Origin of the sequence: Curtobacterium sp. MCBD17_034 (genome assembly GCF_003234515.1) — a bacterium.
GTDB lineage: Bacteria > Actinomycetota > Actinomycetes > Actinomycetales > Microbacteriaceae > Curtobacterium.
Map to the genome: position 1 here is coordinate 37,681 of NZ_QKTN01000008.1, position 23,779 is coordinate 61,459.

Genomic DNA, 23,779 nt, shown 5'->3' on the forward strand with positions numbered 1-23,779 from the left:
ACGGGAGCGTCCACTACCGTCCCGAGCGTACCGCGGGTGCGGTGCCGGGAGCGGAGGACGACGTGCGTGCAGTGGTGATCGAGCGGTTCGGCGACCCGGACGGGATGGTGGTGGCGGACCTCCCGGCCCCGGTCGCCGGACCGGGGCAGCTCGTCATCGGGACCGAGGCGATCGGCGTCGGCGGGGTCGACGCGGTCATCCGGCGCGGCACCCTCGGCGGCCGCGGAGCCGCGGGCGGCCTGGTGCCGGGCAGCGAGGTCGCCGGCACCGTGACGTCCGTCGGCGACGGCGTCGACACCGCGTGGATCGGCCGCCGGGTCTGGGCGTTCACGGGCCGCGGGGGCGGGTACGTCGAGCAGGCCGTGGCGAGGATCGGGGACGTCGTCGCCCTGCCGGCCGACCTCACCTCGACCGACGCGGTGACCCTGGGGAGCGCCGCCCCTGTCGCGCACTTCGCGCTCGAGCACGCCCGGCTGGTGCCGGGAGCGTCCGTGCTCGTCCGCGGTGCGGCCGGGAGCATCGGCATCGCCGCGGTGGAGCTCGCCGTCCGTGGTGGTGCCGGCACCGTCGCGGTGACGACGTCGTCGGCGGAGCGGGGGCGGCGACTCCGCGCGCTCGGGGCCACCCATGTCCTGGATCGCGCAGGCTCGGGCGATGCTCTGGCGCCCGACGCGTTCGACGTGGTCCTGGACGTCGTCGGCGGCGCGGACGTCGGGCGGTTCATCGACCTGCTGGCCGCGAACGGCCGCATGGTCATGGTCGGCGCCGTCGCGGGGATGCCCCCTGCTGACTTCGGTACGGCGCTCCTGCGGTCGTTCCAGCGGTCACGCTCGTTCGCGACGTTCAGCCTCGACACCGTCCCGACCGCGGCACGGAACGCGTTCCGCGCCGACGCGTTCGCGGCGGCCGCGCGCGGGGAACTCCATGCCGTGGTCGACACGGTGCTGCCGCTCGGACGGGCCGCGGAGGCGCATCGGCGGATGGACGCCGGCAGCGTCTTCGGGCGGATCGTCCTGACACCCTGACGGCACCCGCCCGACCTCGTGGTGTCGGTGGTCGGGGCCACGATGGAGGCGATGACCGGCACCACGACGACCGCCCCGCGGCAGCTCCTCGACGTCCGACGCATCTACGCCGAGCCGGCCGCGCTCGCGATGCCGCGCGGGGCCGAGATCCTTGCCGAGTGGCCGGACGCCGAGGTCGTCGAGGTCCCGTCGCACTGGCAGATCCCGGAGGTCCACGGCGACGAGACCAACGTGCGCCGGTGGGTCCGGATCAAGACCGAGGCCCTCGTGCTCGGCGTCAAGAAGTCCCTGGTCACCCGACCGAACGGGCGCAGCGCCGACTTCATCGCCCCGTCCACGGCGAACGGGTGCGCGATGGCGTGCGCGTACTGCTACGTCCCGCGGCGCAAGGGGTACAGCAACCCGATCACCACCTTCGTGAACATCGAGCAGATCCAACGGCACATCGCCCGCCACGTCGCCAAGCAGGGGCCGAAGGTCGAGCCGAACCAGTGCGACCCCGAGGCCTGGGTCTACGACATCGGCGAGAACTCGGACTGCTCGGCCGACGCCCTGGTGAGCGAGAACGTCCACGACCTCGTCGACCTGTTCCGCATGATGCCGACCGCGAAGGCGTCCTTCGCCACCAAGTACGTCAACCGTGACCTGTTGGACTGGGATCCGATGGGCCGCACGCGGGTCCGGTTCTCGCTCATGCCGGCCGAGCTCGCCAAGCTCACGGACATCAGGACGTCGCCCGTGGCCGAGCGCATCGCGGCGATCGACGACTTCGTCGAGGCCGGGTACGAGGTCCACCTCAACTTCTCGCCGGTGATCCTCACACCGACGTGGGAGCAGGACTGGCAGGCGCTGTTCGAGCACCTCGACGACGTCCTGTCCCCGCGGACCAAGGCGCAGCTCGCGTGCGAGGTCATCATGCTCACCCACAACGAGGGTCTGCACGGGGTGAACCTCGGTTGGCACCCCAAGGCCGAGGACGTCCTGTGGCGCCCCGAACTGCAGGAGACGAAGGTGTCCGAGAACGGCGCCGTGAACGTGCGGTACCGGCGGGAGCTGAAGCGGGCTGCGGTGGACCGGTTCACGACGCTGCTCGCCGCGACCATGCCGTACTGCCGCGTCCGCTACGCGTTCTGACGGGCCCGGCCCCGCGCCTCCCGTCCGTCCGTCCGTCGTCGGTTCGCGACGAACGCTGCGTCAGCCCCCGACGAACGCTGCGTCCGTCGCGGCGAGCACCCGGAGCACGTTGCCGCCCGCCAGCGCGCGGAGGTCGTCGTCCGACCAGCCGCGCCGCCGGAGCTCGTCGGCGAGCACCGGGTACCGCGAGACGTCGCGGAGGTCCGGGGGCAGGACGGGCGTGCCGTCGTAGTCGCCCCCGAGCCCGACGTGCTCGATGCCCGCGATCTGGCGTGCGTGGTCGACGTGGTCCGCGACGTCGGCCACGGTGACGATCGGGCCGTCGGCCGGGCGGCTCGCCGGGTCGGCGGCCTCCCACGCGGCCCAGGGCGCGGAGACGAACGCCGGCACGAACGTGATCATGACGACTCCGCCGTTGTCGGTGAGTCGGGCGAGCACGTCGTCGGGGACGTTCCGCGGGTGGTCGTTCACCGCGGTCGTCGACGAGTGGCTGAACAGCACCGGGGCGGTGGCGACGTCGAGCGTGTCGCGCATGGTGTCGGGGCTCGTGTGCGAGAGGTCGACGAGCATGCCGATCCGTTCCATCTCGGCGACGACCTCGCGCCCGCGGTCGGTCAGGCCGCCGTGCGCGCGCGCCCCCGTCGCGGAGTCCGCCCAGGCCGTGTCCGCGGTGTGCGTCAGCGTCATGTACCGGACGCCGAGCCGCGCGAACGTCCGGAGCACGGCGAGGTCGTCGCCGATCGCGTGCCCGCCCTCGGCCCCGAGCAGGCTCGCGATGCGTCCGGCCGAGACGGCCGCGCGGACGTCGTCGGCCGTGCGCGCGAGCCGGAGGTCGTCCGGGTAGCGGGCGATGAGGCGGTGGACCAGGTCGATCTGCTGGAGCGTCGTGCGGACGGGGTCCGGCTCGTCGACGTCGACGTACACGGACCAGAACTGGCCGACGACACCGCCCGCACGGAGCTTCGGCAGGTCGGTGTGCAGCGTGAGCGCGGTGCCGTCGACGCCCTCGACGGACGAGCCGCGCCGCATCTGGCACTCCCACGGCAGGTCGTTGTGGCCGTCGATCACGGGGAACGACAGGGTCGCGAGCGGGTCCGTCATGCTGCCGACGGTACTGGAGGCACGACGACCCTCCGCGAGATCGCGGTCGGTGCCGTTCTGGCACCCTCCGGAACGACACCGACCGCGATCTGGCGGGCGGGGTGCGCCTGCGGCGCGTCAGCCGGCGTCGACGCGGGCGCGCAGCTCGTCCCGCCAGGCGCGGGTGGCCGCCTCGGTGCCGAGCGTCGGCGCGGACCCCACGAGCAACTGCGTGTACGGGTGCTGCGGGTCGTTGATGATCGCGTCCGTCGTGTTCGTCTCGACCACCCGACCGCGATACAGCACGACGACGCGGTCGGTGATGCCGGCGACGGAGCCGAGGTCGTGCGAGATGAACAGCAGTGACACGTCCGGCCCGGCGAGCCCCTGGAGCAGTTCGAGGATCTGCACACGGTTCGCCGAGTCGAGGGCGCTGACCGGCTCGTCGAGGATGAGCAGCCCGGGTCGGGTGACCAGGGCTCGGGCGATCGCGATCCGCTGCCGTTGCCCGCCGGAGACCTGCCCGGGAAGCCGGTCGAGCAGGCGCTCGTCGAGCCGCACCTTCGCCAGGTACTCGCGGACCGTCGCCGCGATGGTCGTCTGGTCGTACCGGCCGCTCGTCACGAGGGGTTCCGCGATCGACTGCTCGAGGGTGAAGCCGGGGTCGAGGCTCCGCATCGGGTCCTGGAACACGTACTGCACCCGGCCGGAGCGGCGGAGCCCCTGCCGCTGCTTCGCGCTCGCGCGGGTGACGTCCTGTCCGTCCAGGATGATCCGGCCCCCGCTCGCCGGCACGAGTCCGAGCACCGCGCGCGCGAGCGTCGACTTGCCGGACCCGGTCTCGCCGATGAGTCCGACCACCTCGCCAGGTGCGATCGTCAGGTCGGCGTCGTGGATCACCTGCTGTCGCCGCGCACCGCGTCCGTACGACACCCGCAGACCCTCGATCTGGAGGACCGGGGCGGCTCCGTCGGCGCGGGTGGCGGTGCCACCCGCGGTCGCGTCGGTCGTGGTGCTCATGCAGGGGCCTCCGTCGGGGAACCGCGGCCGACGCTGGCCGCCGGGTCGTCTCCGGGGGCCCGGAGGAACCGCTCGAGGCCGAACCGGTGGTGCTCGTCGAGCAGGAGCTGCGTGTACTCGTGCTCCGGCCGGTACAGGATCTGCTCGGTGGGGCCCTGCTCCACGACGACGCCGTTCCGCATGACGAGCACCTCGCCGCAGAGCTGCGCGACGACCGCGAGGTCGTGCGAGACGACGATGAGTGCGAGCCCGAGGCGGTCCTTGAGGTCGGTGAGCAGGTCGAGGATCTCCGCCTGCACGGTGACGTCGAGCGCCGTGGTGGCCTCGTCGGCGATGAGCACCGCGGGTTCGCAGGCGACCGCGGCGGCGATGAGGATGCGCTGGAGCATGCCGCCGGACAGCTCGAACGGGTACTGGTGGAACACGAAGTGCGGGTCGCGGATGCGCACGGCCTCGAGCAGGGCGACCGCGGCCTCCTCCGCCTGCCGCCGGGGCACGCCCTTCTTGACGCGGAGGATTTCCTCGAGCTGCTTCCCGACCGGGATCGATGGGTTGAGGTAGGTCGCGGGGTCCTGGAACACCGCGGAGATCGTCGTGCCGCGGAGCGCCGTCCAGTCCTTCCGGCTCAGCGTGGCGGTGTCGCGGCCGTCGATCGTGACCGAGCCGGCCGTGACCTCGAACAACTCCGGGAGCACGCCGAGCAGCGCGCGGCACGTGATCGTCTTGCCGCTGCCGGACTCACCGACGATGCCGAGCGCCTGCCCGGGGCGCAGCGAGAACGTGACCGACTCGACCGCGACGACGTCCTGCAGGTGGTCGTGGATCCGCAGGCTGTCCACGACGACGACCGGTGCGGCGGTGTCGGTCGTGTCGGGCCTCCCGGCCGTGCCGTCGGTGGACGCGCGCGCCGCGCCGGACGTGGGAGCGGGGCGGGGCGTGGGAACGGACATCAGGAACCGGCCTTCCGGGCGACGGGGGCGACGGGGGTCGCGATGCCGCGGGCGCGACGCCGAGCTCGCTCCAGGGCGCGTCTGCGGAGCATCACGCGGCCGGACTCGCCCGACGCGTCGCGGAGGACGTCCGCGAGCAGGTTGAGGGACCACACGGTCGCCATGATGAGCACGATCGGCCACACCGGCGCGTACGGCTGGTACGACAGGTACCCGAGGTCGGACGCGAGCATCCCGCCCCAGGTCGGTGCCGGTGGCTGCACGCCGATGCCGAGGAACGTCAGGCTCGCCACGATGACGAGTCCGACCCCGGTCGCGTTCGCGAAGGCGATCCCGACCGGCGCGACGACCTTCGGTGCGATGTGCTTCCGGAGCACCCAGCCCGTGGACGCGCCGCTGAGCACCGCCGCCTCGACGAACTGCGAGCCCGACACGGACAGCGCTGCCGCGCGCGAGACACGGTAGAACATCGGGGCGAGCAGGATGCCGACGCTGAACATCGCCTGCGTGAGCCCGTTGCCGAGCAGGGCCGTCATGGCGACCGCGAACACGAGGAACGGCAGCGCGATGAGGGTGTCGACGACGCGGAGGCTGAGCCACTCGAACACGCGCCCCAGGTACACGGACAGCAGGCCGGGGACCGTGCCGACGACGAGCGCGATGGCGGCCACCTCGAACGCGCTGAGGACGCTCGCCGGGGCGCCGGCGAGCAGGCGACTCAGGACGTCGCGACCGAGGTAGTCGGTGCCGAGCGGATGCGCGGCCGACGGTGCCGCCAGGAGCCGCGACCCACCCTGCAGGGGATCGTGCGGCGCGAGCAGGTGGCCGAACACACCGAGCAGGACGACGAGTGCGAGGACCCCGGTGCCGACCCAGAACGACGGGAGCCGGATGAGGCGAGCGAGCATGTCAGACACCTCTCGCGGCGGACGGCTGGATGCGGTTCAGCGCGATGTTGACGAGCAGGTTGAACCCGACGACGAGCACGATCGACACGACGAGCACCCCCTGCACGCTCGGGACGTCGCCGTGCAGCGCGGACGTGCTCGCGAAGACGCCGTACCCGGACAGGCCGAACACGGTCTCCGTGACCACCGCACCGCCGAGCAGGTTCGGGAACGTCAGTCCGAGGAGCGCGAGGGCCGGCCCGCCGCCGTTCCGGAGGACGTGCACGAAGAAGATCCGCCGCGGACTGAGCCCGTGCACGGTGGCGCCGAGCACGTAGTTCTCGTCGTACGCCGACACGAGTCCCGCGCGGAGCTGCCGTGCGATGCCGGCGACCATGTCGAGGCTCAGGGCGATCGCGGGCATGATCACGTGCGACAGCCAGGGTCCGAAGCCCTGGCTGAGCGGGATGAACCCCGCGGACGGCAGCAGGTGCAGCTGGACCGCGAACACGGCGACGAGCACGATGCCGACGGTGAACGGGGGCATCACCGAGATGAACGACGTGAACGCCGTGATCGTCCGGTCCACCCAGCTCGTCGCGGTGACCGCCGCGAGCGCGCCGAGCAGCGCCCCGACCAGCACGCCGATCACGAGTGCGACGAGCGCCACGGACAGGCTGATGAGGATCCGCTGACCGATGAGCGTCGAGACCGGGATGCCGTCGAGCCAGCTCGTGCCGAGGGACCCGTGGAGCAGGTCGGTGAACCACGTCCAGTACTGGACGAGGAACGGCTTGTCGAGGCCCCACTGGTGGTTGAGCCGGGCGACCGCCGACGGTGTGGCGGCGTCGCCGAGTTGCACGTACGCGGGGTTCAGGCCGGTGATCGCCCCGAGCAGGAACGTGATGAACGTCCCGAACACGAACACGGGCACGAACACCGCGAGGGGGCGGAGCACCGCCAGGACGACCCGTTTCCAGCGCAGGCCGCCGGCCGACCGCGCCCGGAGCGCGGGGACGCTCCGGACGCGGGGCAGCTCGATCTCGCTCGCCATGTCAGCTCCCGCTGATGGTCACGCCGGTCCAGGTGATGTACGCCGGGATCTTCGGGATGCTCGAGACCGCCTTCGTCTTGACGAGGATGTTCGGCACGCTGTCGGTGAACACCAGGCCCGTGTTGGCGAGCCCCGCGGCGGTCGCCGCCTTGATGTTCCCCGCGTAGTCGGGCGAGTCGAGCGGTGTCGCGAGCGCCTTCGAGACGGCCGCCTGGAACGCACTGCCGGCGTCGACGCCCGACGAGTTCAGCGCGCCCTGCGCACCGAAGTGCGCCTGCAGCGTCTGGATGGGCGAGTCGCGGCCCGTGGTGCTGTAGGTGGACAGCGGCAGCTTCTTGGCGAAGAACGAGGTGGCCCAGTTCGGGTCGACCTTCAGCGTCGCGTCGATGCCCACCTTCTTGAGCTGCGCCTGCACGAGTTCGTTCTCGGCGCTGTTGTTGAGGACCGTCATCGTCACCGTGACGCCGTTCGGGTAGCCAGCCTCGGCGAGGAGCTGCTTCGCCTTCGTGGGGTTGTACGGGTACTCGTTCGCCGACGCGGCGTCGTACGCGATGTAGCCCTTCGGGAACGGCTCACTCGTCGCGGACCCGTAGCCGAAGTCGACCTGCTTGACGATCTGGTTCCGGTTGATGGCGAAGTTCACCGCCTGGAGCACCTTCGGGTCGTCGAACGGCGCCTGCGTCGTGTTCACGCTGACGTTGGCCGCGTTGAACCCGGGCTGGAACACGACGTCGAGACCGGCGGACTTGGCGGACTTGACCTGGCTCGCCGCGAGGTCGGCGAAGTTGTACACCCCGCTCTGCAGACCCGACACGATGCTCGAGGCGTCGACGCCGAACGAGACCGTCACGTTCTGGATGTGGATGTCCTTCGCGTCCCAGTAGCGGGGGTTCTTGACGAACGTGGCCTTGGAGCCGGCGACGATGCTCACCGGCTTGAAGGGACCCGCGCCGTCGGGCTTCTCGTTGAGCTCGGTGGTGGTCTTGTCGGGATTCGTGATCTGCCCGACCCGCTGCGCCAGGACCAGCGGCAGCTGGTAGTCGGCCTGGCTCAGGTGGAGCACGACGTCGGTCGCGTTCGGGGTGTCGATGGACTTGATGACCGAGATGCCCTCGCCGACCAGTGCCGAGTTCTCCTGGGTCTGCGCACGGGTCAGGTACTTCGCGACGGCGGTGGAGTCGAGCGCGCTGCCGTCGTCGAACGTCAGACCCTTCCGCAGGTGGAACGTCACCTGCGTGCCGTCCGCGTTGTAGTCCCAGCTCTTGGCGAGTCCGGGCACCGCCTCGCCCTTGGTGTTCGTGTTCGTCAGGGACGCGTAGGCGAGCGCGGTGATCCGGAAGGACGCGCCACTGCCGTTGACCACGGGGTCCCAGCTCGACGGGCCGTACGACGACGCCCAGTTGAGCGTGCCGGTGGCGGCGCCGGACCCGGAGGCGGAGCTCGAGCTGCCGGTCGCGGTGGAGGACCCGGAGGAGCATCCGGCCAGGACCGTCGCGGCGACGACGGCCCCGGCACCGAGTCCGAGGATCCTCGCCCAGGTGGGTCGGGAGCGGAGGTGTGTTCTCACTGACGTCCTTCGGGGGTTGGGGTGGTGGTCAGGCGGTCGCGCCGGCGGTGGCCGGCTGCTGGGTGGCGTCGACCGGGAGGGACGGTGCGGTTCCGTCCGCCGTCCTCCGTGCCGCGGTGTACCGGTTCTCGGGGATCGGCAGTCCGAGGTTGCCGCGGAGGGTCGAGGCCTCGTACTCGCTGCGGAACAGCCCGCGCTCGCGGAGGATCGGCACGACCTCGGCGACGAAGCGGCGGAACTGGGACGGGGCGGCCATGTGGAGCAGGAACCCGTCGGTGCCCCCGCCGCGGAACCACTCCTCGAGTCGGTCGGCGACGGTCGTCGCGCTGCCGACGAAGTACCCGGGCTTCGGCGCGCTGACCCGTTCGACCGTCTGACGGAGGGTCAGCCCCTCGGCCTCGACGAGCGCGCGGATGCGGTCGGTCTGGGTCTTCCAACTCGTCTCGCCGAGTGCGGAGGTCTCGGCGGGGAACGGCGCATCGGGGTCGTACTGCGAGAAGTCGTGCCAGCCGAACGAGCGGCCGAACTCGGCGAGTGCGCGGTCGAAGTCCCAGTCGCGGGCCTGCGCGGCGCGCTCGAGCTCGCGGCCGTGCTCGTCGGTGTCGCCGATGAACCACTGGATCCCGGGCAGGACGAGCACCCCGTCGGCGTCACGGCCCTTCGCCGTGGCGCGGGAGCGGATGTCGTCGCGGAACGCCGTCGCCTGCTCGAGCGAGCTCGCGTGGGTGAAGACGCCCTCGCCGATCGCGGCGCCGAGGTCCCGGCCCTGGTCGGAGTCGCCGGCCTGGAAGATCACCGGCTGCCCTTGCTCGGATCGCACGATGTTGAGCGGGCCCTCGACGTCGAGGTACTCGCCGTGGTGGTCGAGCCGGTGCTGCTTCGTCGGGTCGAGGAACTGCCCGGTGGCGCGGTCGCGCGGGAACGCGTCGTCCTCGTAGGAGTCCCAGAGGCCGCGGACGACGCCGACGTGCTCGTGCGCCCGGCCGTAGCGGTGGTCGTAGTCGTAGTGCTCGTCGCGGCCGTAGTTTCGGGCCGTCCCGCCGTCACCCGTCGTGACGACGTTCCAACCGGCCCGGCCGTGGCTGATGAGGTCGAGCGACGCGAACTGCCGCGCGAGGGTGAACGGTTCGTTGTACGACGTCGTGGCCGTGCCGACGAGGCCGATGTGCGTCGTCCGGGCGGCCAGCGCCGACAGGAGCGTCAGCGGCTCGAGCCGGTTGAGGTAGTGGGGCGGCGACGACGGCGTGATGAACTGCGAGTCGACGATGAACACGAGGTCGAACCGGGCGTCCTCCGCCAGGCGTGCGTACTCCGTGTACCAGTCGACGTCGACGCTCGAGTCGAGGGGCAGGTCCTCGTCGAGCCAGGTCTTCGGGTGTCCCGGGCCGCCGGCACCGGTGAGGACGACCCCCAGCTTCATCGTGGACTGCGTCATGGTGTCTCCATTCCCGCTCATCGGTGCTTGTGATCGCCGATCGCGCTTCTCGATCAAAGACGGTACGGCGGATGGGTAAGAATTTCCTCAGGTCGGCGATGAACACGTCATGAACCGCAACACAGCGCCGCCCGGGCCGGGCCGGCGGACTCAGATCGTGCGGATCCCCGTCTCCGGCGTGCGCAGCCGCTCGACGTACTCGACGACCGCCGCGGCGACCGTGCGGTGTGTGACGTCGTTGAGCACGTCGTGCCGACCGCCCTCGACGACGCGCACGCCGCCCGGAGTGCGCCCGACCGCCGGAGCGAGCACGTCGAGTGCGGCGTCGACCGGACTGACGCGGTCGTCGGTGCCGTGGAAGGCGAGCACCGCGACGGGCAGCGCGGCGAGCTCCGCCCGAGTCACCACGTCCTCGGCCTCGGGACGGGTGAGCTGCCCGGCGACGAGCACCACGCCGTCGCGGAGCCGTGCCCCGTGCACCGGGCAGGCCGTCCGTGCCGCCACCTCGTCCTCGTCGTCCGACACCGACACCGCCGCGTCGGTGAGGACCCCGGCGAGCACGACACCGTCGATGCGGACCGCGCCGCCCAGGACGGCACGCACCGCGCGCGCGGCCCCGGCGTCAGCGCCCACGAGCACGGCGGGACCGGCACTCCGTTCGTCGAGCCAGGTCCCCGCCGCCACGAGCTCCGCCGGGTCGTCGGCCCGGACGGCGAGGACCGCGTACCCGTCGAACGCGATCCGGGTGGCGAACCGTTCGTACACGTCGGGGTGCTCACCGCGGCCGGTGAGGACCACGAGGCGACCTCGCGCCGGTGTCGTCGGGGAGCGCAGGAACGGAGCGGTCGCGATGGGGTCAGCAGTCGTCATGGCCGCGATGCTGGACCCCCGGGCCGGACCACCGCACCGATGTGACGCGTCCGTCGTCACCGTGTTACAGACCGTGACCGTCCTCGTCGTGCCGAGCCGCGCCTCCCGGCCAGGGTGGGGGCATGACGACGACCGAGCAGATCGCGACGACGCAGATCCACGGCGGGGTCCAGACGCCCGTGGCGCAGAACGCCGTGGCGCCGGCGATCTACCAGACCGCCGCGTACGAGTTCGCGTCGACGGCGCACGCGCGAGCGGTGTTCGCGCTCGAGGAACCGGGCAACCTGTACAGCCGCAACGCCAACCCGACCGTGGCCGTGCTCGAACGGCGGATCGCCGCGCTCGAGGGCGGGGTCGCCGCGGTCGCCACCGCGTCCGGGCAGTCCGCCGTCGCGGTCGCGCTGCTCACGCTCGTCCGCGCCGGTGGTCACGTCGTCGCCGCCCGACGCCTCTACGGCGGGACGGTCGACCTGTTGACCGACGGGTTCACCGACTTCGGCATCGACGTGACGTTCGTCGAACAGGACGACCTCGACGCGTGGCGCGACGCCGTGCGCCCCGAGACCCGGGCGTTCTTCGCCGAGACGATCGGCAACCCGCTCGCCGACGTGCTGCAGGTGCGTGAGGTCGCCGACATCGCGCACGCGGCCGGTGTGCCGCTCGTCGTCGACGCGACGCTCGCCACCCCCGCCCTGCAACGCGCCGGCGACCACGGCGCCGACGTCGTCGTGCACTCCGCGACGAAGTTCCTCGGTGGGCACGGGACGTCACTCGCCGGCGTGCTCGTCGACATCGGGTCGTTCGACTTCGGCGCCGACCCCGCGCGCTGGCCGCAGTTCACGGGCCCCTACCCGCGGTTCGGAGGCATCGTCCTGTGGAACCGTTTCGGTCGGGGTGCGGGCGGCAACGGCAGCGCGTACACCGTCCTCGCCCGCACGAAGTGGGTGCACGACCTCGGCCCGTCGCTCGCGCCGTGGAACGCGTTCCAGATCCTGCAGGGCGTCGAGACCCTCGAGCTCCGGGTCCTCCGCCAGGCGGCGTCGGCGCTGCGGATCGCGGAGGTCCTGGCCGAGCACCCGGCCGTCGCCCGCGTGCACCACCCGGGCCTCGCGGGCTCACCCGGGCACGACGCGGCCCGGCGGTACCTGCCCCGCGGTGCGGGCGCCGTGTTCTCGTTCGACCTCGCCGCCGGACCCGACGCCGTCGCGCCGGTCGTCGACGCGCTCGAGCGGTTCGCCCTCGTCGCGAACATCGGCGACGTCCGCTCGCTCGTCATCCCGCCCGCGTCGACCACGCACGGGCACCTGTCGCCCGAGCAGCTCGCCGCCGCGGGCCTGTCCCACGCGACGATCCGGCTGTCGGTGGGCCTCGAGGACCCGGACGACCTCGTCGCCGACCTGGTCCAGGCGCTCGACGCCGCCCACTGACCCGACCAGCACCTCGGAGGAACGACATGGAACTCGGCTACTGGACCCCCGTCTACGGCGGGTTCCTCCGCAACGTCGGCGACGAGGGCATGCCCGCGACCTGGGACTACATCCGTCGCGTGTCACGACAGGCAGAGGACCTCGGGTTCACGACCACCCTCGTGCCCGAGCTCTACCTCAACGACCGGAAGGGCGTGGAGGCGCCCTCGTTGGAGGCCTGGTCGCTCAGCACCGCGATCCTCGCCGCGACGGAACGGCTCCGCGTCATGACCGCGGTCCGCGCCGGGTTCCACCTGCCGACCGTCATCGCCAAGGCCGCCGCGACGATCACCGACATCGCGGGCGGTGATCGGTTCGCGCTCAACGTCGTCGCCGCGTGGTGGGCCGAGGAGGCCCGGCAGTACGGCGGGGTGTTCGCTCCGCACGACCGCCGGTACGAGCAGGCGGAGGAGTTCGTCGACGTGCTCCGGGCGCTGTGGACGGAGCTCCCGGCCACCCGACGTGGGTCGTTCTACGACGTCGTCGACGCGGTCTTGTCGCCGAAACCCGCCGTGCCCCCGCGGGTGTTCGCCGGCGGCGAGAGCGACGCCGGCCGTGAGTCCATCGCCGGGTTCGCGGACGCCTACGTCACCCACGGCGGCACCGTCGAGGAGCTCCGCGAGAAGGTCGCCGACGTCAACGCTCGTCGCGAGCGGTTGCAGGGCGCCCCGTTCGCCGAGATCGGCATGGCCGCCTACGTCATCGTGCGCGAGACCGAGGCGGAGGCCCGCGCCGAGCTCGAGCGCATCACCACCGTCGATCCCGCGTCGCCCGGGTACGCCTCGTTCGAGGAGTTCCGGGCGAACTCGAACCTCGACGTCGAGCTGTCCCGCCGCGAGTACTCCGTCGGGACGCGGGGGCTCCGTCCGGACCTCGTGGGGACGCCCGAGCAGGTCGCAGAGCGGATCCTGGCGTTCGCCGACGCGGGCGTGACCCTGCTCCTCGTGCAGGCGTCGCCACTCCACGAGGAGCTCCCCCGCATCGCGCGGGACGTCCTGCCGCTCGTGCAGGCGGGGTCGCCCCGGCTCGCGCGGACCTGACAGTCCCGCTCAGGCGGAGACGGCCGCGACCGTGTCGAGGGCCCGATCGGCGACGCGGTTCGCGATGATCCGGATCTCGCCGATCGCCGTCGTCTCCCACAGCGCCCCGCGCAGCGCGTGCCCGATCGCCAGGAGCCGCCCGTCCACGTCGCCGTGGTCGTCGCGGACCGCGCCGGACCAGTCGGCGTCCAGTCCGAGTCCGAGGGGCTCGGGCAGGATCCTCCCGCGCTCGAGCAACGCATCGACGACGGGACTCCAGCCGGGTGTCGTCACGGCGGTGGGGCCGGTGCAGAACACGACGGCGTCGAACCCGGACGGGTCGGCGTCGGCCACGAACCGGAGGGCGCCGCCGTCGACGAGCCCCTGGAGCTCGGCGTGGACCGACGGCGCCATGCGGTGCCGGTGGACATCCCACCGGCGCGCGAGGTGCTCGACGAACCGGCGGCGGTCGGCCTCGTCCATCCCCGTCCAGTGCTCCATGAGCCGAGGGCGCATGCCGTCGATCACCGCCTGCCACGGTGTGGCGGCGTCCTCGGCGGCACGGAGCTGTACGCCGAGCTCGTGGGCGAGTCCGCCGAGCGTCGACACGGTCGGGTCGAGGCCCGGCCCGGGCGCCACCGGAGCCGACAGGTGCTCCGCCGGGAGCAGGAGGTGGCGACTCGTCGCGGTCATGGTGATCCCGGCCTCCCGGCGGGCGAGCGACGTCGCGACGTCCACCATCGTCAGGCCCGTCCCGACGAGCAGGACCCTCGAGCCGTCGGGCACACGGTCGAGCGCACCGGACGCCCACGGGTCGTCGATCTGGACCGCCGCTCCCGTCGGCCAGGTGGCAGGCGGCGGGTTCCCGAGCGCGAGGACGGCGACGTCGGCGACGATCGTCGAGCCGTCCGCGAGGGCCACGTGCGCGCCGTCGTCGTCGGTCGTGCAGCCCACCGCCTCGCCCTGCACGACGTGCACCGGGTGGTCCGGGTCGGCGACGAGGTGCTCCGCGACATCGACGAGGTAGTCACCGAACAGCCGGCGCTCGACGTAGTCCCCCGGCGCGACGTCGTACCCGTGGTCGGCGCACCACCGGACGAAGTGCGCAGCGTCGCCCGCGGAGACGCTCATCTTGCCCGCAGGGCTGTTGAGCCGGTGGTGCGCCTCGGCGTGCCCGTACGCCAGCCCCCGGCCGACCGGCGTCTCACGGGCGACGATCGTGACGTCCGGTGCGGGCAGGTCCCGCGCTGCGGCGCGCTCGCGGAGCGCGACGGCGACGTACACCGCGCTCGCACCGCCTCCGATGACGACGACCGACGTCCCTGTTCCACTCACGAGCACGCTCCTGTCCGGCACGCGCTGTCCGTCGGCGTGCTCACCTCGACGCTAGCGGGTGCACCACAAGAGCCCGATGCGTGCACGCGGAGGGCGCTCGTCGAGGCGGTGTCGACGCACTCACACGGCTGCCGTCCGCGCTCCCACCCGGTGGGACGCGCCACGGTGCTCGTCCGGCAGCCGGTCGCCCCGGCCGAACAGCTTGTCGCGCAACGACCCCGCTCCGGATGCCTCCGGATAGGCCCCGCGGGCCCGGAGCTCGGGCACGACGAACTCGACGACGTCCTCCCAGGTCCCGGGGGTCACCGCGTAGGCGAGGTTGAAGCCGTCGACGTCGGTCTCCCGCACGATCTCCTGGAGGCGGTCCGCGATCGTCGCGCCGCTGCCCACCTCGACGGGGCCGAGCCCGCCGATCGCGGTCCGTCGCGCGATGTCCCGGACGGTCCACGTCGAACCGTCCTCGCCGGTCGCGGCCGAGAGGTTCGCGGCCGCGGACTGGATCGCGTTCGACTCGATGTTGCCGAGCGGCTCGTCGAGGTCGTACTGCGCCAGGTCGACGCCCATCCACCCGGAGTTGAGCACGAGGGCGCCGACCTCGGACGCGTAGGACAGGTAGTCCGCGTACTTCGCCCGTGCGAGTTCGTCCGTGGCGTCGGTGATCACGGTCAGCAGGGTGTAGACGCGCGCGGCGTACCGGTCGCGACCCGCCGCCTCCAGCGCATCCCGGATCTTGCCCACGGTGGCCGCGAGCTGCGGGATCGTCGGCGCGCCGACGAAGATCGCCTCGGCGTGCTCGGCCGCGAACCGGATCCCCCTGGGGGACGCGCCGGCCTGGTAGATCACGGGCGATCGCTGCACCGACGGTTCGGACAGGTGGATGCCCGGCACGTCGAAGTGCCGGCCGTGGTGCTCGATCGGGTGCACCTTCGCGGGGTCGGTGAAGACGCCGGTCTCGACATCGGCGACCACCGCGTCGTCCTCCCAGGAGCCCTCCCACAGCTTGTAGAGGACCTCGAGGTACTCGTCGGCGACGTCGTAGCGGTCGTCGTGCGCGAGCTGGTCCGTCTGTCCCATGTTCCGCGCCGCACTCGGCAGGTACCCGGTCACGACGTTCCAGCCGATCCGGCCCTTCGTCAGGTGGTCGAGCGTCGACATGCGTCGGGCGAACGGGTACGGGTGCTCGTAGGCCGTCCCCGCGGTGATGCCGAAGCCGAGGCGCTCGGTGACGGACGCCATCGCCGACACCAGGAGCATCGGGTCGTTCACGGGGACCTGCGACCCCGTCCGCAACGCGGCCTCGTTCGATCCGCCGTACACGTCGTACGTGCCGAGCACGTCGGCGATGAAGATCCCGTCGAAGTCCCCGGACTCGAGCAGCCGTGCCAGGTCGGTCCAGTAGGAGAGGTCGTTGTAGTGGCGGGAACGATCACGCGGGTGGCGCCACAGCCCGGAGGACTGGTGCGCGACGCAGTTCATGTCGAACGCGTTGAAGCGGATCCGTCGGACGTCCTGGGGTTCGGTCACGGTCCGACGCTACGGCCGCCCCCGACCCCGCTGCCGGGTGTGTGACCTCGTGTGACGGGGGCCGACCGGGAGGGACGGGTCGGGTCAGCGCGCCGCGGCCAGCTCCGCCGACGCCTCGGTGGCCACCCAGGCGAGCATCGCGCACTTGACCCGCATGACGAACTTCGCGACCCCCTGGAACGCGACCGCGTCGCCGAGGAGCTCCTCGTCGGGCTCACCCACGCCCCGCGACCGCAGCATGGTCCGGAACGCGTCGGCGAGCGCCGTGAACTCCGCGACGGTCCGGCCCGGGGCCATCTCGGCGAGGACGGACGCCGACGCCATCGAGATCGAGCACCCGGCGCCCTGCCAGCGGAGGTCGGCGATGCGGTCGGTACCGCGCTCGAGCCGGATCCGCACGGTGATCTCGTCTCCGCAGGTGGGGTTCCGCTCGTGGTGCTCGGCGTCCGCGTCGGGCAGCGGACCCTCGCCGGTGCGGGCCTTCGCGTGGTCGAGGATGACCTGCTGGTAGAGCCCCGCGAGCGCGTCGCTCATCGGTCCACTCCGACCTCGACCGGCGCGCCGGCGTCCGCCCGGCCGTCGACGTCCGACAGCCCGAAGTACGCGCGGACACCCGCGACGGCCTCGAGGAACCGGTCGACCTCGTCCTCGGTCGTGTACACGTACGTGCTCGCACGGCTCGTGGCCACGAGGCCGAGTCGGCGGTGCAGCGGCTGCGCGCAGTGGTGGCCGGCGCGGACGGCGAACCCCTGCGCGTCGAGCACCTGCGACACGTCGTGCGCGTGGACCCCGTCGACGTCGAACGCCGCCAGTCCCGACCGCGGGACGCCCACCCCGGGCCCGACGACGCGGACGCCCGGGATCGCGGTGAGTCCTCCGACGAGGCGCTGGGCGAGGGCCTCCTCGTGCTCGCGCACGCGCTCCATCCCGATGCCCTGCAGGTAGCGGACGGCCTCGGCGAGCGCGACGGCCTGCGACACCGGCTGCGTCCCGGCTTCGAACCGCTCGGGCGCGGGCATGAACTCGGTGTGCTCCATCGTGACCGTCGTGATCATCGACCCGCCCGTTCGGAACGGCGGCAGCGCGTCGAGGAGTTCCTGGCGTCCCCAGAGCACCCCGATGCCGTTCGGGCCGAGCATCTTGTGTCCGGAGAACGCGGCGAAGTCGACCCCGAGGGCGCCGACGTCGAGCGGCCGGTGGGGTGCGGACTGGCAGGCGTCGAGCACGACGAGGGCGCCGACGGTGTGGGCGAGCGCGACGACCTGCTCGACGGGCGCGATCATCCCGGTGACGTTCGACACGTGCGCGAACGCGACGACCCGGGTCCGCGGGCCGATCACGGCGGCGGCGTCCTCGGCGGTCCAGCAACCGTCGTCGTCGACGGGGACCCAGCGGAGCGTCGCCCCGGTCGCGGCGGCGAGCTCCTGCCACGGCACGAGGTCGGCGTGGTGTTCGGCCTCGGTGACGACGATCTCGTCGCCGGCGGCGAGCCGGAAGCGCTCGGCCGCGGGCCCGCCCCGGCCCCGGCTCGCGTTGCCCATGCCGTACGCGACGAGGTTGAGCGCGTCGGTGGCGTTCGCGGTCCACACGACCTCGGTCGCGGCTGCGGCGCCGATGAACCCGGCGACGGTCGCCCGGGCCTCCTCGTACGCGTCGGTGGCGAGCGCGGCGAGCGTGTGTGCCCCGCGGTGGACGGCGCTGTTGCTCGTCTCGAGGAACCGCCGTTCGGCGTCGAGCACCTGCGAGGGCCGTTGCGCGGTCGCCCCGGAGTCGAGGTACACGAGCGGGACGCCGCCGACCTCCTGACCGAGGATCGGGAAGTCGGCGCGGATGGCGCGGACCTCGGCGTCGGTGAGCGGGGCGGTGGTCACGGTCGTCGTCACGGTGGTGCGGTCCTCCTGGCGCCCGGGTGGGCGGTGTCGCTCGGCACGGTGCCGGCGACGTCGTCACCCGAGGGCGACCCGTCCATGGTCCCCGCTGTTCCGGATCCCGTCCAGTCGGTGACCGCGGTCAGGCCTTGTGCTTGCCCGATCCGTCGCCGTGGTGCGGTCCGCCGTCGTGCTCCTGGTCCGGTGCGCCGTGCGCCGCGTGGCCCCCGTGACCCGCCACGCCGTGGTCGCCGTGTGCCTGCGCGTCGTGCCCCCGGTCGTCCCCTCCTGGCCCCACGACCTTGCCGATGTGCTTGTCGGCCTGGTCCCGCGCGCCCTTGAGCTGGTCGCTGTACTTGCCGCCGGTGGCCTTGTCCACCGCGCCCTGCACCGCGTCGAGCACCTTGTCGCTGAGGCCCTCGGCCTGCTCGCTGCGGAGGGCGTTCTTCACCTTGTCGTTGCCCAGGAACTCCTGGGCCTTCTTGCTGATGTCATCGAACCCGGCCATGCGCGCGATCCTAGGCGCGATGCCCTGGACGGACACCCGCCGTACGGAGCAGACTCGGGGCACACCCCGAACGAACGAGGACGCCCATGCGCAACGAGCGGTCCGCACGCGTCGCCCGCCGCGAGCGACCTCCCCGGCTGACCATGCCGCTCGAGGAGGCCGAGCGGATCTCGACGAACGCGGCCGACGGGCTGCTCGACACGTCCGATCCGGACGTCGCGCGGGTCGTCGCGCAGGCCAACCGGGTCGTCACCCGGTCGCAGATGTGGGGCTCGACCCCGGACCTCCCGACCCGCCGCTGGCGGCGCCTGACCGTCCTGGGTGGCCTGCTCTTCGTGCTCATCTGGGTGGCCGGGCTGATGCTCCCCCTGCTGGCGTCGCTCGGGAAGTAGGCCGCGCGGGCCCCGGCGCCCAGCGAGGACCCCGCCGTCACGAACGGCGCACCTGTGGTCGCTCCGGCGCTACGCCACCCCGACCAGGCGACGCCGCCCGAGGACGTACCCGACGGCCACGGCACCGCCGACCGCCAGGAGCGCCGGGATGAGGATCGTCGGCCCCTGCCCGGTGAACTCGACGACGAGGACGAGCGCCGTGAACGGGGCGCGCATCGTCGTCGCCAGGAACGCGGCGGCGCCGATGAACGCGAACGCGGCGAGCCCCGACCCCGGCCAGACGAGCAGCCACGCGCCGCCGAGGAACGCCCCCGCGGTCGCACCGATCGCGATCGACGGGGTGAGCGTGCCACCGGCGGCCCCGGCACCGATGGTCGCTGTCGTCGTCGCGGTCTTCGCCAGCGACAGGACGCCGACCAGGAGGACCGGGGCCAGTCCGAGCACCGCCGCGTCGTGCAAGTGGGTGCCGAACGCCGCTTGTCCGAGGGCGCGACCGTTGCCGAGGACCTGGGGGAACCAGATCGCGACCGCTCCCACACCGGCGAACACGACGGGCATGACGACCATGACGCGCCACCCGCGCGGTCGTACGGTCTGCAGCCGGTTCGTCAGGCGGACGAACCCGATCCCGGCGAAGCCGAGCACCGGTCCGACGAGCACCGCCCACACGACGAGCGACGGCGACAGGGTGAGCGTCGGCACCGTGTAGAGGGTCTCGACGGGCACGACGGCCCGGGCGACGAGCGCGGCGATCGCACTCGTCGCGAACGCGGGCAAGGCGGTGGCGAAGGTGATCTCACCGAGCAGGACCTCGACGGCGAACAGCGCTCCGCCGAGCGGCACGTCGTACACGGCGGCGAGTCCCGCCGCGGCACCGCAGGCGACGAGGATCCGCGTCTCGCGGCGGGTCAGCCCGGCACGGTCGGTGATCTGCTGGCTGAGCCAGGCCCCGATCTCACGCGGTGCGACCTCCTTGCCGATCGAGGCTCCGAGTCCGACGATGACGATCTGGATCCCGGCGTTCGCGACCGTGACGAGCGACGGCATGTGCCGGCCGTCGACCGCGCCCTGCACGGCGACGACGGAGCGGCCCCACCGACGGAGCGCCCACCACGCGACCCCGGCCAGGAGGCCCGCGGCGAAGACCGCCAGGAACCGGTGCAGGGCGTCCGGCTCGTCCGCCGCCTCGTCCCCCGTGTGGAACGGGAACCCGAACGCGACGACCTGGATGAGGTGCAGCGCGACCCACACGCTGATGCCGGCGACGCCGCCCGCGACCCCGACGAGCGCGGTGACGACGACGATGCGGAGGGTCCAGTGCGGCGTGGAGTGCGCGCGCGGCCCGGCTCCGGTCAGAACCACCGCTTGACCTTGAACACGACGAACAGGACGACCGCGAACACGACCATCGCGACGATCGACAGGGGGTACCCGTACCGCCAGTGCAGCTCGGGCATGTTCGTGAAGTTCATGCCGTAGATCGCGGCGATGAGCGTCGGGGCGAACAGGATCGCGGCCCACGCCGAGATGCGCTTGGTGTCGTCGTTCTGCTTCTGCGCCGCCAGGGTGGCGTCGACCGTCAGCGCGTTCTGGAGCAGCGCACGGAACGTGTCGGCGCGGTCCGTGATCCGGATGACGTGGTCGAGCACGTCGCGGAACCGCCGCTGGAGCTCGAGGGGCATGTGGTACTTGTCGGCGCCGCGGTGCAGCGCCTCGAGCATGGCGACGAGCGGCCGGGTCGCGCGCTGGAAGTCGACGACCTCCCCGAACAGCTCGTAGATGCGTCGCGACGTGTTCGCGACGCCGGCGAACAGCTGGTCCTCGATCTGGTTGATGTCCTCCTCGAGCCCGTCGGCGACGGGACGGTACCCGTCGACGATGGAGTCGAACAGGGCCCAGAGCTGTGCCTGCGGTCCCGCGCCGACCAGGCCGGACTTGTGCGCCAGGCGGGTGAGGGCGGTGGTGATGGCGACGGACCCGCGCGGGTCCTCCTTGACGACGGCGACGAAGAAGCGGGGACCGACGAACGCGTGGATCTCGCCGAACCGGACGACCTCGTCGGCGTCGACGTAGAGGGCGGGACGCAGCACCGCGAACAGGGTGTCCCCGTAGCGTTCGAGCTTCGGCCGCTGGTGCCCGTGGGCGGAGTCCTCGACGGCGAGTTCGTGCAGCCCGAACGCCACGGCGACGTCCCCGAGCTCCTCGGGCGTGGGGTGGTCGAGGCAGAGGCACGCGGCGGCCTGGTCCTCCGCCACCATCCGGAAGGTCTCCTCGAGCGAGGTCGAGGAGATCGGGGCGATCTGGTCGACGAAGACGGTGTTGAGCGCGACGGGCATGGGTCCTCCGCCCCGAAGCGTACGGGACCGCTCGCGCTGGGTCGGACCACCCACGCCCCAGCGGTCAGGCCGTGGCGACCTCGAGGCCGTGCGCAGCGGCGACGGCCGCGTTGACGACGGCGCCGGCGTGCACGTTGAGGCCCTTCGCGAGCGACGGGTCCGCGGCGAGCGCCCGCTCCCAGCCGGCGTCGGCGATCGCGACCGCGTACGGCAGGGTCGCGTTCGTCAGCGAGATCGTGCTCGTCCGCGGCACCGCGCCGGGCATGTTCGCGACGCAGTAGTACATCGAGCCGTGCACCGCGAACGTCGGGTCGTCGTGCGTGGTGGGCCGGGAACCCTCGAAGCAACCGCCCTGGTCGATCGCGATGTCGACGAGCACGGAGCCGGGGCGCATGTCCGCGACCATGGCGTCGGTCACGAGCTTCGGCGCGGCGGCCCCGGGGATGAGCACCGAGCCGATCACGAGGTCCGCGTCACGCAGGGCCTCGGCGATCGCGTAGCTGCTCGAACGGAGGGTGGTCACGCGGCCGTCGAACCGCGCGTCGAGGGCACGGAGGCGCGGGAGCGCGATGTCGATGACGGTGACCTCGGCGCCGAGCCCGAGGGCCATCGCCGCCGAGTGTTCGCCGGCGACCCCGCCGCCGATGACGACGACGCGGCCCTTCGGGGTCCCGGGCACGCCGCCGAGCAGCAGGCCACGACCGCCCGCGGTGCGCATGAGCTGGTTCGCGCCGACCTGTGCGGCGAGCCGCCCGGCGATCTCCGACATCGGCGAGAGCAGGGGCAGCGACCGGTCGGGCAGCTGCACCGTCTCGTACGCGATCGCCGTTGCGCCGGACGCCCGGAGCGCCTCGGTGAGCGGCCGGTCCGCCGCGAGGTGCAGGTAGGTGAACAGCACCTGGCCGGGCCGGATGAGCGGGTACTCGCTCGCGACGGGTTCCTTCACCTTGAGCACCATGTCCGCGGCACCCCAGACGGCGGCGGCGTCGGGGACGACCTCGGCACCGGCGCCCGCGTACTCGTCATCGGTGAAGGCACTGCCCGCGCCCGCGCCGGCCTGCACGAGCACCCGGTGCCCGTGCAGGGTGAGCTCGGCGACGCCCGCCGGGGTCACGGCGACCCGGAACTCGTTGTTCTTCACCTCGGTGGGGACACCGATCAGCATGGGGACTCCTCGTGGTCGTGCCCGCGGCGGCCCGCGGGGTCGAAGTCATTCAGGCATCCGTTTCGAACGGCCGTGTCACAGCAGCACATCGTTCGGTTGCACGCGCTGATCGTGCTCGTCAATTCGGTCCGGGGCGCCCCGCACGGGCGTGCGCCGAAGGATCGACCGGTGGCGGGCCTCCCGGCCGGACTGTCCCCCGTTCACTGCGCGACCGGGCAGTCCGGTCCGGGTACCGTCCAGGCCACTCGACGACGAGCCGTCGAGGGGAAGGACCAGTGATGACCAACGAGGAACTCCCGATCCCCGACTTCGACCACGTGCCGCTCGGGGCGCTCCGGGAACGGATCGTCGCTCTCGATCGCTCGGACCTGCAGGCACTGCTCGACCACGAACGGGCCCACGGCGACCGCCTGCCAGTCGTCGAGGTCCTGCGCCACCGGCTCGAGGCCCTCGACGCCGGCGCCGAACCCCACGGCTCCGTGCCCGACCACCTGCCGGAGGTCCAGGCCGGCCTGCCCGGGGGCGGCGTGACCCCCGCGACCTCCGGGCCGCCGATCAACCCGCCGTCACACGGCGATCCCACCAACCCGGCCATGCCGCGCTGATCAGGAAGGAACTCCCATGTCCGACTCCTCCGCCCACCCGCCCTACGCCGCGACCGCCGTCCAGAAGGGCGCGCTGATCGTCGGGATCGTCTTCCTGGTCGTCGGGATCGCCGGGTTCATCCCGGGGATCACGACCGGCTCGCTGAGCGGTGCCGGATCAGGCTCCATGGCGATGTTGCTCGGCCTGTTCCAGGTGTCCGTGCTCCACAACATCGTGCACCTGGCCTTCGGTGTCGTCGGTGTCATCGCCGCCCGCGGTGCCGGTGCTTCGCGCGCGTACCTGATCATCGGCGGCATCGTCTACGCCGTCCTCTGGATCTACGGCCTGTTCACCGCGAACCACACGAGCGGGGCGAACTTCGTGCCGCTCAACACGGCCGACAACTGGCTGCACCTCGTGCTCGCCGTCGGCATGATCCTGCTCGGCTTCGTGCTGCCGCGCTCGCGCAGCCGCCGGGACGACCGCATCCGCACCGTGGGCTGACACCCCCGGACGCACGACAGCGGGCCCGCGACGATCGTCGCGGGCCCGCTGTCGT

The 23,779-nt window shown here is 72.4% G+C and carries 23 protein-coding genes; 7 read left to right on the plus strand and 16 right to left on the minus strand.

The window, feature by feature from the left end; genetic code table 11:
- Window positions 1-62: 62 nt before the first annotated feature.
- Both DEI92_RS13165 and DEI92_RS13170 read left to right on the plus strand, forming a co-directional pair.
- The gene (locus DEI92_RS13165; RefSeq protein ID WP_111013874.1) at window positions 63-1,025 is read left to right on the plus strand and encodes a zinc-binding dehydrogenase; all 963 of its coding nucleotides are present in this window, start codon (window positions 63-65) and stop codon (window positions 1,023-1,025) included.
- A 51-nt stretch (window positions 1,026-1,076) separates the two neighbouring features.
- On the plus strand, window positions 1,077-2,159 hold the full coding sequence (locus DEI92_RS13170) for a spore photoproduct lyase family protein (protein ID WP_111013875.1): 1,083 nt from the start codon (window positions 1,077-1,079) through the stop codon (window positions 2,157-2,159).
- Window positions 2,160-2,219: 60 nt separating this feature from the next.
- On the opposite strand, the gene DEI92_RS13175 is transcribed toward DEI92_RS13170, so the two are convergent.
- From DEI92_RS13175 to DEI92_RS13210, 8 genes are all read right to left on the minus strand, one after another.
- Window positions 2,220-3,260 carry a dipeptidase gene (locus DEI92_RS13175; RefSeq protein WP_111013804.1) on the minus strand — a complete coding sequence of 347 codons (1,041 nt, stop codon included), beginning with the start codon at window positions 3,258-3,260 and terminating at the stop codon, window positions 2,220-2,222.
- Between the two features lie 117 nt (window positions 3,261-3,377).
- On the minus strand, window positions 3,378-4,259 hold the full coding sequence (locus tag DEI92_RS13180; RefSeq protein WP_111013805.1) for an ABC transporter ATP-binding protein: 882 nt from the start codon (window positions 4,257-4,259) through the stop codon (window positions 3,378-3,380).
- Window positions 4,256-5,209 carry an ABC transporter ATP-binding protein gene (locus DEI92_RS13185; protein WP_111013806.1) on the minus strand — a complete coding sequence of 318 codons (954 nt, stop codon included), beginning with the start codon at window positions 5,207-5,209 and terminating at the stop codon, window positions 4,256-4,258. The genes DEI92_RS13180 and DEI92_RS13185 overlap by 4 nt, the downstream gene beginning before the upstream one ends.
- Window positions 5,209-6,117 (minus strand): ABC transporter permease, encoded by a 909-nt coding sequence (locus DEI92_RS13190; RefSeq protein ID WP_111013807.1) that lies wholly within the window; start codon window positions 6,115-6,117, stop codon window positions 5,209-5,211. The genes DEI92_RS13185 and DEI92_RS13190 overlap by 1 nt, the downstream gene beginning before the upstream one ends.
- A gap of 1 nt (window position 6,118) precedes the next feature.
- Window positions 6,119-7,150: an ABC transporter permease gene (locus DEI92_RS13195; RefSeq protein ID WP_111013808.1), complete on the minus strand. Its 1,032-nt coding sequence runs from the start codon at window positions 7,148-7,150 to the stop codon at window positions 6,119-6,121.
- A 1-nt stretch (window position 7,151) separates the two neighbouring features.
- Complete coding sequence (locus tag DEI92_RS13200) at window positions 7,152-8,717, minus strand: ABC transporter substrate-binding protein (protein WP_111013809.1); 1,566 nt, start codon at window positions 8,715-8,717, stop codon at window positions 7,152-7,154.
- A 28-nt stretch (window positions 8,718-8,745) separates the two neighbouring features.
- A complete protein-coding gene (locus DEI92_RS13205; RefSeq protein WP_111013810.1) occupies window positions 8,746-10,152 on the minus strand; it encodes an NtaA/DmoA family FMN-dependent monooxygenase in 1,407 nt (468 codons plus the stop codon).
- Window positions 10,153-10,302: 150 nt separating this feature from the next.
- Window positions 10,303-11,022, minus strand: a complete 720-nt coding sequence (locus tag DEI92_RS13210; protein WP_111013876.1) for an alpha/beta hydrolase — start codon at window positions 11,020-11,022, stop codon at window positions 10,303-10,305.
- A 122-nt stretch (window positions 11,023-11,144) separates the two neighbouring features.
- On the opposite strand from DEI92_RS13210, the gene DEI92_RS13215 reads away from it, so the two are divergent.
- Together DEI92_RS13215 and DEI92_RS13220 are read left to right on the plus strand one after the other, a co-directional pair.
- Window positions 11,145-12,449, plus strand: coding sequence for an O-acetylhomoserine aminocarboxypropyltransferase/cysteine synthase family protein (locus DEI92_RS13215; protein ID WP_111013811.1), 1,305 nt, complete (start codon window positions 11,145-11,147; stop codon window positions 12,447-12,449).
- A 26-nt stretch (window positions 12,450-12,475) separates the two neighbouring features.
- A complete protein-coding gene (locus DEI92_RS13220; RefSeq protein ID WP_111013812.1) occupies window positions 12,476-13,528 on the plus strand; it encodes an LLM class flavin-dependent oxidoreductase in 1,053 nt (350 codons plus the stop codon).
- Between the two features lie 9 nt (window positions 13,529-13,537).
- Here DEI92_RS13220 and DEI92_RS13225 read toward each other — a convergent pair whose 3' ends face one another.
- The 5 genes from DEI92_RS13225 to DEI92_RS16710 all read right to left on the minus strand — a co-directional run bounded on the left by DEI92_RS13225 (window position 13,538) and on the right by DEI92_RS16710 (window position 18,742).
- On the minus strand, window positions 13,538-14,842 hold the full coding sequence (locus DEI92_RS13225; protein ID WP_181434905.1) for an FAD/NAD(P)-binding protein: 1,305 nt from the start codon (window positions 14,840-14,842) through the stop codon (window positions 13,538-13,540).
- 120 nt (window positions 14,843-14,962) lie between these two features.
- Window positions 14,963-16,366 (minus strand): LLM class flavin-dependent oxidoreductase, encoded by a 1,404-nt coding sequence (locus tag DEI92_RS13230; protein ID WP_258370199.1) that lies wholly within the window; start codon window positions 16,364-16,366, stop codon window positions 14,963-14,965.
- An 84-nt stretch (window positions 16,367-16,450) separates the two neighbouring features.
- Window positions 16,451-16,900 (minus strand): Fe-S cluster assembly sulfur transfer protein SufU, encoded by a 450-nt coding sequence (sufU, locus tag DEI92_RS13235; protein WP_111013814.1) that lies wholly within the window; start codon window positions 16,898-16,900, stop codon window positions 16,451-16,453.
- Entirely contained in the window at window positions 16,897-18,249 is a 1,353-nt protein-coding gene (locus DEI92_RS13240) for a SufS family cysteine desulfurase (protein ID WP_111013815.1), read from the minus strand. The genes sufU and DEI92_RS13240 overlap by 4 nt, the downstream gene beginning before the upstream one ends.
- 127 nt (window positions 18,250-18,376) lie before the next feature.
- Window positions 18,377-18,742, minus strand: a complete 366-nt coding sequence (locus DEI92_RS16710) for an Rv0909 family putative TA system antitoxin (protein WP_111013816.1) — start codon at window positions 18,740-18,742, stop codon at window positions 18,377-18,379.
- A gap of 86 nt (window positions 18,743-18,828) precedes the next feature.
- On the opposite strand from DEI92_RS16710, the gene DEI92_RS13250 reads away from it, so the two are divergent.
- Entirely contained in the window at window positions 18,829-19,134 is a 306-nt protein-coding gene (locus DEI92_RS13250) for a hypothetical protein (RefSeq protein ID WP_111009979.1), read from the plus strand.
- Window positions 19,135-19,203: 69 nt separating this feature from the next.
- Here the strand turns inward: DEI92_RS13250 and DEI92_RS13255 are convergent, their stop codons facing one another.
- From DEI92_RS13255 to ald, 3 genes are all read right to left on the minus strand, one after another.
- Window positions 19,204-20,496, minus strand: a complete 1,293-nt coding sequence (locus DEI92_RS13255) for a chloride channel protein (RefSeq protein WP_258370200.1) — start codon at window positions 20,494-20,496, stop codon at window positions 19,204-19,206.
- Window positions 20,487-21,470, minus strand: coding sequence for a magnesium and cobalt transport protein CorA (locus DEI92_RS13260; protein ID WP_111013817.1), 984 nt, complete (start codon window positions 21,468-21,470; stop codon window positions 20,487-20,489). The genes DEI92_RS13255 and DEI92_RS13260 overlap by 10 nt, the downstream gene beginning before the upstream one ends.
- A 64-nt stretch (window positions 21,471-21,534) precedes the next feature.
- On the minus strand, window positions 21,535-22,635 hold the full coding sequence (gene ald / locus DEI92_RS13265) for an alanine dehydrogenase (RefSeq protein WP_111013818.1): 1,101 nt from the start codon (window positions 22,633-22,635) through the stop codon (window positions 21,535-21,537).
- Between the two features lie 278 nt (window positions 22,636-22,913).
- On the opposite strand from ald, the gene DEI92_RS13270 reads away from it, so the two are divergent.
- Together DEI92_RS13270 and DEI92_RS13275 are read left to right on the plus strand one after the other, a co-directional pair.
- A complete protein-coding gene (locus DEI92_RS13270) occupies window positions 22,914-23,240 on the plus strand; it encodes a hypothetical protein (protein WP_111013819.1) in 327 nt (108 codons plus the stop codon).
- A gap of 16 nt (window positions 23,241-23,256) precedes the next feature.
- Window positions 23,257-23,724, plus strand: a complete 468-nt coding sequence (locus DEI92_RS13275; protein WP_111013820.1) for a DUF4383 domain-containing protein — start codon at window positions 23,257-23,259, stop codon at window positions 23,722-23,724.
- Window positions 23,725-23,779 lie beyond the last annotated feature (55 nt).